This window comes from Myxococcus llanfairpwllgwyngyllgogerychwyrndrobwllllantysiliogogogochensis (genome assembly GCF_006636215.1).
Classification (GTDB): Bacteria; Myxococcota; Myxococcia; order Myxococcales; family Myxococcaceae; genus Myxococcus; species Myxococcus llanfairpwllgwyngyllgogerychwyrndrobwllllantysiliogogogochensis.
Window position 1 is genome coordinate 1 of sequence record NZ_VIFM01000373.1, and the last position, 9161, is coordinate 9161.

At 70.9% G+C, this 9161-nt stretch carries 7 protein-coding genes; 4 read left to right on the forward strand and 3 right to left on the reverse strand.

Annotated features, from left to right (window positions below; genetic code table 11):
- On the reverse strand, positions 1-861 hold an 861-nt coding region (locus FJV41_RS45645), incomplete at its 3' end, for a ligand-binding sensor domain-containing protein (protein ID WP_281291622.1).
- A 556-nt stretch (positions 862-1417) separates the two neighbouring features.
- On the opposite strand from FJV41_RS45645, the gene FJV41_RS45650 reads away from it, so the two are divergent.
- Positions 1418-2092 carry a hypothetical protein gene (locus FJV41_RS45650; protein WP_141648919.1) on the forward strand — a complete coding sequence of 225 codons (675 nt, stop codon included), beginning with the start codon at positions 1418-1420 and terminating at the stop codon, positions 2090-2092.
- A 16-nt stretch (positions 2093-2108) separates the two neighbouring features.
- Here FJV41_RS45650 and FJV41_RS45655 read toward each other — a convergent pair whose 3' ends face one another.
- A complete protein-coding gene (locus FJV41_RS45655; RefSeq protein WP_141648920.1) occupies positions 2109-4493 on the reverse strand; it encodes a serine/threonine protein kinase in 2385 nt (794 codons plus the stop codon).
- Between the two features lie 472 nt (positions 4494-4965).
- Between FJV41_RS45655 and FJV41_RS45660 the strand changes: the two genes are divergently transcribed.
- Positions 4966-6696, forward strand: coding sequence for a S8 family serine peptidase (locus tag FJV41_RS45660; RefSeq protein ID WP_141648921.1), 1731 nt, complete (start codon positions 4966-4968; stop codon positions 6694-6696).
- 165 nt (positions 6697-6861) lie between these two features.
- On the forward strand, positions 6862-7548 hold the full coding sequence (locus tag FJV41_RS45665) for a hypothetical protein (RefSeq protein WP_246137826.1): 687 nt from the start codon (positions 6862-6864) through the stop codon (positions 7546-7548).
- An 81-nt stretch (positions 7549-7629) separates the two neighbouring features.
- Here FJV41_RS45665 and FJV41_RS45670 read toward each other — a convergent pair whose 3' ends face one another.
- Positions 7630-8088 carry a DUF2267 domain-containing protein gene (locus FJV41_RS45670; RefSeq protein WP_141648923.1) on the reverse strand — a complete coding sequence of 153 codons (459 nt, stop codon included), beginning with the start codon at positions 8086-8088 and terminating at the stop codon, positions 7630-7632.
- 410 nt (positions 8089-8498) lie between these two features.
- On the opposite strand from FJV41_RS45670, the gene FJV41_RS45675 reads away from it, so the two are divergent.
- Positions 8499-8912: a hypothetical protein gene (locus FJV41_RS45675; RefSeq protein WP_141648924.1), complete on the forward strand. Its 414-nt coding sequence runs from the start codon at positions 8499-8501 to the stop codon at positions 8910-8912.
- The last annotated feature ends 249 nt before the right edge of the window (positions 8913-9161 follow it).

Genomic DNA, 9161 nt, shown 5'->3' on the forward strand with positions numbered 1-9161 from the left:
GTGCAGCGGTGAGCTGAAGCCGTCGACTTCCCGCCGCACCAGCCCGCCCCGCCGCGTGCCCACCCAGAGGTTGCCCTGGCTGTCCGCCAGGAGCGCGGTGACGGTGGCCGGCAGTCCCTCCGTCGCCGTGAAGCGCGTGGCCACCACGCCATTCCACGAGACGAGCCCCGTCTCCGTCCCCATCCACAGCGTGCCGGCGACGTCCTGGAAGAGCGCCGTGACTTCCGGGCGCTCGTCGGGGCCCGGGACGGGAAAGGGCGTCTGCCGCACCTGCCCGCCCTCCAGCAACGCCAGGCCCGCCTTGGTGCCCACCCACAGCCGGTTGTCACCGCCCGCTCGCGCCAACGCGGTGACGAAGGAGCCCGGCAGACCGTCGGCTTCCGTGTACTGGCGCGCCACGCCCTCGCCCAGCGGCACCTGCCAGAGCCCACCGGAGGTGCCCACCCACAGGGCCCCCTCGCCCACCAGCAGCTCCTCCACCCGCACGCCCTCCAGCGGCGCGGAGGCACCGGGGGCGCGCTCGAAGCGGCCATCCACGTAGGCCACCAGCCCCTGGTCCGTGCCCACCCACAACACGCCGGAGGCATCTTCCGCGAGCGCCTTGATGGTGTGGTTGCGCAGCTCCGGCGTGTTGCGCTTGTCGAAGACGACGAAGCGCGCGCCGTCGAAGCGCACCAGGCCTTCCCACGTGCCCAGCCACACGTAGCCGTCCCGCGTCTGCGCCAGCGCCAGCAGGCTGTTCTGCGGAAGCCCGTCGTCGCTGCGCCACGAGTCCTGGCTGTACTGGGAGACCCATCGCTGGGGATCCAAGGCGAGGCCCGGCCGCGCCAGGACGAACCCGGCCAGCAGGACGAACCCCACGAACCCGCGCCAGATTGCGCGGAGCCGATGCCTCGAAATGCCCATGACGGCCCCAGTGTCCGGCAGAATCGACCGGGAGGCCAAACCTCGGGCGTTCACCCACAGTGGAACGTTGGCCGTTAACGGCCTCGGCGACAGCGGCGGGGGACCACCTGCCCCCCCACGACATCCAAACTTCCCCCCGCCGCTGTCGCCTCGTACGCCACCACCGCCGGCACCCGAGAGCCGTGCTCCCGGATGACCGGGGTCATGGCCCAAGCGCTCCTCGCTTCGAGACCCCGGTGGTGGGTGGGGTCTCGCCGCATCGCGCTGAACCCAAGATGGGAGCCACCCCTGTCTCGCGCCACTGCGGGAAGAAGACAGCAGTCACGTCCCACGGTCGCCCCAGGGCACCCCCTGGGCGGTTGTCCTCCCGCCCGGCGCCGAGCCGTGAAACACCCCGAGCCCGCCTGCTCTCGCGGTGGCTTTCCGGACGAAGTCCAGGTGGCGGACGAAGGTGCATGACCCCCCGAGGTCGCCGAACGTCTATGCTCCGCGCGCCGAAGAGCGAGGGTGGATGAGCGACGGGGCGTTGTTCTCGACGGACACGGTGAGCACCGAGGCGCGGTACCAGTGGCACTTGTGGACCGCGGACCTGCTGGATGTGGCGACGTCGGCCCTGGTCGGCTGGGCCGCCCTGCGCGCGATGGAGCACGAGCGGACGCCAGTGGCGATGGTGCTGGCCATGGTCCTCGCCTGGCTCGCGTCGTCCGCGGTGGGCGGAATCTGGGGGCGGACGCTGTGGCGGCAGCTCCTGGGCGTGCGACTGGTGCGCAACGCGGGGGCGCCAGGCGCTCAACGCGGGCTGGTCCGGGCCTTCACCACGCCCGTCGACCTGCTGGTGGCGCCCGTGCTGCAACGCCGGCCCTTCGACACGATGCTCGGCCTCTACGCGGAGCCGGTGACGGCGGGCGCGGGGGCCCGGCTGAAGGGAATGGTCCCGCAGCTTCCCTGGCTGGCGCTGCTGGCGGGCGCGGTGTGGCTGCTCGTCACCCCCACGCGCGCGGAGATGCTCAAGTACCTGGGGAGTACGTTGACGGGCTGGCACTGCTGCCACGGCACGCGGGATGTGACGTGGGAGTGCCGCACGTCACTGAACCGCGCGGTGCGCGAGGCGAACTCCGGCCGTGAGGACGTGCGCGCCGTCGTGGCGGACTGTCCCGTGGCCTCGGAGCGACTCGCGAAGCCGTGAGCCGGAGCGACAGGGGTCAGCGCAGCGTGGTGATGAACTGTCCCTCGTCGCAGAACACGCCCACCTTGCCGGGCTCGACGAAGTGCTCGGCGTGGGTGGCGAAGTTCTTCACGGCCCGCTCCTTGTTGGGGGGCAGGATGCCCAGCATGCCGCGCTGACGACGGTCCTTCACCACGGAGCAGTTGGTCCAGACGAAGTCGTCGAGGTTGCGGACCGCCACGCCGCTTCCACCAAACGGGCCAATGCCGCCCGCCTTCCTCACCGCGCCCGTGAGGAGCTTGGGCGCGGCAATCATCGGGGGAGCGGGCTTCGACGGCTCGGCGGCGGCCTCGGGCTCGGAGGGGGTTTCGTCGGGGAAGGACTCCAGCTCGGCGCCGACCTCTGGCAGCGCGATGAAGCGCGGGCCCGTGGCCGCCCTGGCGGAGTCGTCGAGGCTCAGCCGGACCATCCGCGCCTTGATGCGGTCCCTGGGGGTAGCGCCCGCCCATGACACCGTGGCGCGCCCGAGCAACACGCGCTGCATGTTCTTCGCGGGGCCCACGACATTGAACTTCTGGCGCATCCGCAGGGGCACGGCCTGGGGGCCCCTGACGGCATAGCCGCCGTTCTCCTCCACCACCGCGAGCGCCACCTCGGGCGAGACATAGGTGACGCCCTTCTCGGGCTTGGGAGCCACGGCGACGGGCTCGGGAGCCGGCTTGGGAGCGGACGGCTTCGGCGTGGGCGTGCGCTTGGGTGGCAGGGGCTCCCGGGTCGCCACCACCTCCGGCTCCGGCCTGGGTGCCGGCTTGTCGACAGGAGGCGGAGTCGGACGCGTCTCGGCGGTGGTCGGCGGAGCGGGCTTCTTGTCCGAAGTGGGAGGCGGCGGTTTCGCGGCGACGGGCGGAGGAGGCGTGGGGGCCTCCGGGCCGCCCTGACCCTTGACGAAGTGGGCCGTCGTCACCGCGGTGCCGACCATCAACAGCAGCACCGTGAGCGCGATGACGAGCATCGTCCCCGTCTTCCGGGAGGACGCGGGCTTCGCGGCCACAACGTTAACGTTATTGGCGGACTGGGAAGCGGACGCCGTCGACACCGCCACCACGGGGCCCGACGAGGCCGCCTGGACCACCGGGCCCGACGACGGGGCGGCGCTCGCGGCCATCGCCACCCCACCCGCGACGCCTCCGGAGCCGGGACGCAGCGTGGTGGCATCGGTGCCCATCGCGTCCTCGGCGGAGGGAACATCCTGCCGGGCCATGCCGGCCACGCGCCGCTCATTCGAGGGAGCGGGCGGCTCCGTCGGCGCGCGCATCATCGTCGGCTCGAAGCCCGACTGCGCGGTGTTCTCCGGCGTGCCCTGGGGCCCGGTGCCGAACGCTCCCGTGCCGGTGCCACCGGCCAGGACGGGCATCGGCGCGGGCGTGCGGTGGTGGCTCCCGGACGACGTCACCTTGGAGATGAGCTGTCGCTGCGCGGCGAAGGCCTCCGGGCACAGCGCGCGGACGAAGTGGCCCACTTCCTCGGCGCCCACCGCGGCGCCCGAGCGCACCAGCTCTCCGTTGAGCGCCCGCGCGAACTCATCCGAGCGCGAGTAGCGTTCATCCGGCCGGGCGGCCAGCGCGCGACGCACGACGGCTTCCAGCGCCTCGTCCACGTCCCCGCGCAGCCCCTTCATCGACGGCACGGTGGGCTGCGACATGGCCGCCATCATCTCGCCCACCGTCCCGTGAGGGATGAGCGAGCGGCCGGCCAGCATCTCCCACAGCACCACGCCGCACGAGTAGATGTCGCTGCGGTGGTCCAGCGCCTCCGCGCGCACCTGCTCCGGCGACATGTAGCCCAGCTTCCCCATCACCGTGGCGGGCAGGGTGTACTTGCTGCGCGCCGCGGACTTGGCCAGGCCGAAGTCGATGACCTTGACCTCACCCTCGTACGACACCATGACGTTGTGCGGTGACACGTCGCGGTGGACGATGCCCAGGGGCGAGCCGTCCGGCCCCACCTTGCGGTGCGCGTAGCCCAGGCCCTCCGCCATGCGCTGGCCCAGGAACAGCGCCACCGGCACCGGCACCTGCGCGCCCTGCAACCGCGCCTGCTCCAGCAGGTACGCCAGGTCCACGCCGGCCACGTACTCCAGCGCCATGTAGTACGTCCCGTCCGCCTCCCCCATGTCGTACACCTGGGCGATGGACGAGTGGACCAGGTGCACCAGCACCTTGGCCTCGTGGTGGAAGCGGTCCAGGAACTGCCGGTCCTTCAGCAGCGTCGGGAGGATGGTCTTGACGATGCACGGCTTCTCGAAGCCGGCCGCGCCGCTGATCTTCGCCAGGAACACCTCGCCCATGCCGCCCTGGCCCAGGGGATGGACGAGCTCGTAGCGCCCGAGGAAACGGGAGGACTCTGTAGGTGCGGTGCTCATGGCTTCTCCTGGCAGCGAAGCACCCGGACACACACGGAATCAAGCTGTCGAGGGCCCTTCTCGCATCTGTCAGACACCGTACGCGCTCGGAACATCAACCCGCCTGCCCTGGCCGGGGTGTCAGACCGGTGAGGCACAACTGTCAGTGAACCTCCTGTCTTCCAGTACGTCCAGCGCCCGGCCGCGTTGAACCCGTGGACGAAGGACTCCCGCGTCCTCCTCCTCCGAGGTGGGCGGTGAGCGCGGGTTTCAGGACAACCGGCGCCTGGGGTGGCCCGGGCCGAAAGCCAGTTTGAGACAGGCGGGCCACACAGGATGTGAACCCGCGCACCTCCCGTCGCCGCGCCCCCGGTCGGGCCGTTGCCGCGACGCGAAGCGATGCGCTCCCTGGGAGCAGGTGGGGCCGTCCGGCCGGAAGCCCTCCGGCCGGGCCTCGCAGTGTCGCCCGGGTGGTGACGAAAGGAAGTGCCTCATGACGCGCTGGGGATTCATCGGGTTCTTGGCGGTCGCGGGCTGTATGCCGGACGAGTCATCTCACCGGGATGCCCAGCTGACCGCCTGTCCCGGCATCACCGCGGGCATGTTGCCAGGCGAACCTCACGGGAAGGCGACAGCGGGGCTCGACTCTGGCGACGAGGACGGCCGTGAGCGCGTCATCATCCGCTACCGGCGCGAGGACGGGGTGACGGCGGCCCAGGTGCACCAGCTCGTCGGGCAGGTGACGGCGACCTTCCGGAACGTGCCGGCCGTGGCCGCGCGCGTGACGCCCGAGGAGCGGCTGGCCCTGGCGTTGGACCCCCGCGTGGAGAGCATCGAACCGGACCAGAAGCTGTATGCCCTGGGGACCTCCGCGCCGACGGCCCTGGCGCTGGCGACCACCCTGGCCGGCACGCGGGAGTACGTCGGAGAGCTGCGTCGGGTGCAGGCGCTGGAGGTGTGGGACCAGGATGGGGACGGGCTGCCGGATCCGGGGGCGGTGACGGGCGCGGGCGTGAAGGTGTGCGTCATCGACAGCGGCCTGGATTTGGACCACCCGGAGCTGCGCGACGCGGTGGTGGCGGCGCGGGACTTCCTGGATGGGGACGACGCGCCCAGCGACCGGGACGAGGAGCGGTGGGGCTCCGGCCACGGCACGCACGTGGCGGGCATCATCGCCGCTCGGCCGGGGCTGGGGGGACGCGGCGGGCCGGTGCTGGACGAGCGCGGACTGATGGGCGTGGCGCCCGGTGCGCAGCTCATCATCGCCCGGGTGCTGAACCTCGAGGGAAGCACCCACATGAGCCTGGTGATGAAGGCGCTGGAGTACTGCCAGGCCGAAGGCGCGAAGGTGGCCTCGCTGTCGCTGGGCGGCAGTCTGGGCAGCCTCAACACGGAGGAGGGCTTCAAGGCGGCGCTGGATGGCGGGATGCTGGTGGTGGCGGCGGCGGGCAACGAGGGGCAGGGCTTGATGTCCTATCCCGCCTCGGACCCGTCCGTGCTGGGGGTGGGCGCCCTGGACAACACGGACCGGCGCGCGGTGTTCTCCTCCTACGGTGAGGGCCTGGCGCTGATGGCTCCCGGCGTGGACGTGCTGTCCACCTTCCCTCAAGGCCGGGGCTCGTTCGCCGCGCTGGAGGTGGGCGACTCCCGGCCCATGTCGCGCTCGCTGCTGTACGCGCCGACGGGTGACACCTGGGGCTCGCTGGTGGACTGCGGCATGGGTGAATCGGTGGCCTCATGCGGGGAGGACGGCAGTTGCCGAGGCTTCGTCGCGTACGTGCACCCGAGCGCCTACGTGCGGCCCGACCGGGCCATCGTCAACGTGATGCGGCAGGGCGCGCGCGCGGTCATCTTCGCCAGCGAGCTGATGGAGGGGGGCGCGGAAATCCTCTCCGTGCCGCAGCGCGGAACCTGGGTGCCGTCCGTCACCATCACCCAGGCGGCGAGCACGGTGATGGAGCGACAGCTCGGCGCCACCGCGAAGCTCAGCCTGCGCCCGGCGGACTACGCGTACATGTCCGGCACCTCCATGGCCACGCCGTATGTCAGCGGCATCGCCGCGCTGCTGTTCAGCGCGCGCCCCTCCGCCACGCCCGCCGAGGTGAAGGCGGCGCTCCTGAGCAGCGCGAAGGACCTGGGCGACAGCGGTTACGACGAGCAGTACGGCCACGGCCTGGTGCAGGCCCGGCGGGCGCTGGAGGCCCTCGTCGGCCCGGTGCCCTGAAGCCCCGCGTGCCCGCCCCTCCCTCCGGGGAGGGAAGGCCAGCGGGCCGACGTGTCCACCGCCCCGTCGATGAGAGGGCGGGCGAGGGACATCGGACCCGGGAACATTGCCGGGATGGGGCGTGAACTCCACGTTGCCTTTCGGACGCTCGGAAAGGAGTCCGACATGAAGGCATTCGTGCGTATCGCGGGATGTGTGGCGGCGCTGTGGGGATGCGCCGTGTGGGCCCAGGAGGACTACCGCCCCAGCGCGGAGCGGGCCCCTGGAAACCTGGAGCCGGTGCAGGTCGATGAGCCCAAGAAGTCGTCGAAGCGCGCCGACACCGGCCTGTACGCGCAGCTCGGCGGCGGCGCGGAGGGCTACACCGGGCAGCTGGCGCCCCGGCTCGACGCGGGCTTCACGTACGGCGGCGCCATCGGCTACCGGCCCCTGGGCTTCCTCGGCGTGGAGCTGGGCTACAACGGCAGCGTCAACAACGTGGACATCGACGGGAACGGCCGGGCGGGAAGTCTGGGCGAGGGCGCGGACGTGGTGCGCAACGGAGGCCAGGCGCTCGTCATCGGCAACTTCACCGACGCCCAGCTGCAGCCCTACGCGGTGACGGGCATCGGCATCGACGACTACAACATCCGGCACGACGCGGTGGGCCGCGAGTTCGGCTTCAATGACGACACCAGCGGCTATGTGCCCGCGGGCCTGGGCCTGCGCTACCAGTTTGGCAAGCTCATCACCGCCGACGCGCGCGTGAGCTACAACTTCCTCTTCGACCAGGACTTCGCGCCCACGTCCGCGACGCCCAACGCCCTGGACGGCCGCTACATGGGGATGCTCCAGATTGGCGGCACCTACTAATCGAAGCCCGGCACGAAGAAGGCGCCCGGACCTGGGTGGGTCCGGGCGCCTCGTGCTTCGTGCCACCAGCGGGCCCTCGCTTCAGGAGGGCCGGTCAATCCCGATGCGCGCGGCGGACCACGTGCCCTGGAGCCACCGGGGCAGCTGGCTCTCGATTTTGTCCGCCTCCTGCTCCGTGACCTGCTCGCGCAGCGCCGCGAAGACGCCGTGCAACACGAGCCGCACGTTCTCCGGCTCGGCGTTCAAGTGGTTGGCCACCTGGAGGTAGAAGTCGTCGCGGTCCACCTTCCCGCGCACGCCGTCCGGGTGGCGGGGGCACGCATCCACGAGCCCCCGCAGGTCCTCGGGGAGCTGCTCGCGCAGCTGCCGCATCAGCCCGTCGGACAAAAGCTCCGACAGCCCGCGGAACACCGCCTCCGCCGCCTGCTCCGCCTCGAAGTCCGGGAGCTGCGCGGATACCGCGTCCATGAAGGACTTCCGGTCCGTGCCCACCCCCAGCCCCGACCACGACTGCGTCGTTTCCTGCTTCTGAATCGACATGCGCGTCTCCTCTCGCGCCTTCACCGTGGGGGCGCGACGAGTGTCCGGCAGCAGGCAACAGGCCTGCTTCCCGGCCGCTCGGTCCGCGTCAGGCCTTGCGCCGTGCATTCCCAAGCATGGGATTCCCGTTCGCTCCTGGGACATCCAACCGACCCTGCGCAATGCGGTATGTCTGCCTTTGATTCGACCGATGAACTGGACTCATGGCACCTCACCGCGAGTCCCTGCAGCCGACGACAAGGCGTCCGGAACCACACGGAACTCCGGGGGATTTGCAAAAAACCCGGCACATCGCGTGCGTGGGGAATGGGTGGAATGAAATCCCGTCGCAATTGTACTGGGGCCGCGACGTAGGTCGTCTGTGCGGCGACCAGGCCGCCTTCTCTTTCCCCCACGAATTGAGGATTTTCATGTATCGCATCGCCGTTGCCGCCCTGTTCCTTGCTGCCACTGGTTGCGCCACCACGGGAGGCGCCGGGAGCCGCGAGGGCAACGCCACCGTCGCCGGTGTCATCCGTCTGCCGGAGAGCGGGCTCGCGCAGGCGGGCAACCCGTGTGACCAGCTCCGCGTCGTCGTCGCTCACGCGGCCACGCCCACGGATGCCCTGGGCAGGGCCATGGTGAAGTCCAGCCGCGGCAACCGCTGCTCCTTCACCATCTCCGGCATCCCCAGCAACACCGACCTGCAGGTCAGCACGGTGCCGGACGCCAGCCTGAAGTGCGACAACGGGTCGGTGCCCACCATCACCCCGGAGCCGTCCACCATCAAGATGGTGAACTACGGCACGGGCACGAAGGACTTCACGCTGAGCTGCGGCGCCTGAGTTCGGTTTGACGTCCGGAACCCTCCGCTCCCAACTCGAGCGGAGGGGCCGGGCAGCCCTCGGGACGTCCAGGAATTCCGGATTGCTTCGCGCTCTGAGGGGCGCGAGACTTCTGGGAGACCGCCCGCAGAGCGGCACGAGGTACCGGAGTGGACCGGGCCGCGATGGATGCGAAGAAGGACGACCCGGTGAAGATTCCAAGCAGTTGGCGCGCCGCCACGCTTGCCCTGAGCCTGGGCGGGCTGGGGT

What these genes read in the sequence shown, in the direction of transcription:
- FJV41_RS45650 (WP_141648919.1), top strand. Translation starts at nt 1,418, where the DNA reads ATGAGCGACGGGGCGTTGTTCTCGACGGACACGGTGAGCACCGAGGCG.
- FJV41_RS45655 (WP_141648920.1), bottom strand. Translation starts at nt 4,493, where the DNA reads ATGAGCACCGCACCTACAGAGTCCTCCCGTTTCCTCGGGCGCTACGAG.
- FJV41_RS45660 (WP_141648921.1), top strand. Translation starts at nt 4,966, where the DNA reads ATGACGCGCTGGGGATTCATCGGGTTCTTGGCGGTCGCGGGCTGTATG.
- FJV41_RS45665 (WP_246137826.1), top strand. Translation starts at nt 6,862, where the DNA reads ATGAAGGCATTCGTGCGTATCGCGGGATGTGTGGCGGCGCTGTGGGGA.
- FJV41_RS45670 (WP_141648923.1), bottom strand. Translation starts at nt 8,088, where the DNA reads ATGTCGATTCAGAAGCAGGAAACGACGCAGTCGTGGTCGGGGCTGGGG.
- FJV41_RS45675 (WP_141648924.1), top strand. Translation starts at nt 8,499, where the DNA reads ATGTATCGCATCGCCGTTGCCGCCCTGTTCCTTGCTGCCACTGGTTGC.